We start from the raw sequence: 1,793 nt of genomic DNA on the forward strand, positions 1-1,793 counted from the left end.
CCTCCTCGTATAATATATTTAGAAGCAAATTACGCTCCTTGAAAACTAAATAAAATATTTTCATTCCTTAAAATCATATTGCTTGGATATTGTGTGATTTCCCTGAATAATAGAGCTATGGAAAAGGATCTATCGGGAATCTGCTAATTCCTCCTGTAGTGTTATCTACATTAAAAAGTCTGCATCCTGGAACCTAGCGGTTGGCAACAAACACACAAGTTGTAGTTTTTCTTTCCCTCCCACTTTTAGAGTAGAAAAGTGAGGTAGCTGGAGGGAAAGAAATGAATCTACTCATAGGCGAGGTTGTTGGTCTTCTAGGTCTTTCAGGGGCATCCCACAGTATCGAAGCAGTTTTCCAAATAATCAAATAGAAAGGAGGTCCTCTCCATGAAATTATTTGTTGGTTTAGATGTGAGTTCTGAAAAACTAGATGTTTGTTTTTTAACAGACGATGACGATCTTTCAATCCTTTTAGAAAAAACATTTCCAAATGATTTAAATGGCGCAACGGCGATCAAAGAACAGATTCTTAAATTCACCGAATCAATGATTTTTAAAAAAATTGTGATTGGAATGGAATCGACTTCTCTTTACAGTTTTCATCCAGCTACTTTTTTTCAAACCGATGAAGAGCTTAATCAATATGAGTTGATCGTCACCGTTGAAAATCCATTTAAAATCAAACAGTTCTCACGAATTTTTGATGAAGATAAAACCGATCGCATCGATGCTTTTCGAATCGCCGATTACTTACGGCTTCAACGGTATTCCTCTTCTCCCTTAAAAGAAGAAAAATACATGGCCCTTCAAAGACTGACTCGAACAAGGTATCAAATGGTTTGTCAGTTGACAGAAGCAAAGCAACACTTTCTTGAAAATCTCACTTATAAGTGTAATACCTTGAGTCGGGAACTTAAGAATGGCGATTCTTCAACTTCTGTTTTTGGTGCAGCAATGATTGCCTTGATGACGGATGACTATTCTTTAGATGACTTTTCAAAGATGTCTTTAGAAGAGCTGGCTGAGCTCTTACAACATCATGGCAAAGGTCGCTTTAAAGCACCTGACAAGATTGCAAAAGCGATTAAAAAAGCAGTTCGAGATTCTTATCGTCTTGGAAAAGTTGCCCAAGAATCAATCGATATCATCTTGGCTTGCCTCGTTAAAAGCATTCAAGCGTTCCAACAACAAATTAAAATTTTGGATAAAGCCATTGAAGATTTAGTTGTCATTTTACCCGAGTACCAATGTTTACGAAGTATTCCAGGAATTGGTCCTGTTTACGCCGCTGGATTACTCGCTGAAATCGGTCAGATTGAACGCTTTGAAAATCAGGCCAAACTGGCTAAATACGCTGGATTGACTTGGAAAGTCTCACAATCGGGAATTTTCCAATCGGAACGGACACCATTAATCAAAACAGGTAATCGCTATTTTCGATATTACTTAATTGAAGCTACCAATTCTGTAAGACGACATTTACCTGAATTTAAAACTTACTACCAAAAGAAATATAAAGAAGTACCAAAACATCAACACAAGCGAGCCCTCGTCTTAACTGCAAGAAAATTTGTGCGTCTGGTGGATATTCTACTGCGTAACCACCAACTCTATACGCCACCAAGGAGCGTGATAGAGGTTGAATGAAAATTCATGACGCAAATCTTTGGAAAACATACCCGAACAACTGTTATTTAACCAGTTTTGGGTCGGGTTTAGTTTCGTGCGGTCTAAATTTTGTGAAAACGATGAAAAGAGCGTTACTTATCACTTGACTTAATACCACAAGACTT

1 protein-coding gene is annotated in these 1,793 nt (G+C 37.5%); it reads left to right on the forward strand.

Annotated elements, in window-relative coordinates; genetic code table 11:
• Positions 1 to 387 precede the first annotated feature (387 nt).
• Positions 388 to 1,647: an IS110 family RNA-guided transposase gene (locus JOD14_RS12995; protein ID WP_204655198.1), complete on the forward strand. Its 1,260-nt coding sequence runs from the start codon at positions 388 to 390 to the stop codon at positions 1,645 to 1,647.
• The last annotated feature ends 146 nt before the right edge of the window (positions 1,648 to 1,793 follow it).

Source organism: Enterococcus lemanii (assembly GCF_016909125.1).
GTDB classification, from domain to species: Bacteria; Bacillota; Bacilli; order Lactobacillales; family Enterococcaceae; genus Enterococcus_I; species Enterococcus_I lemanii.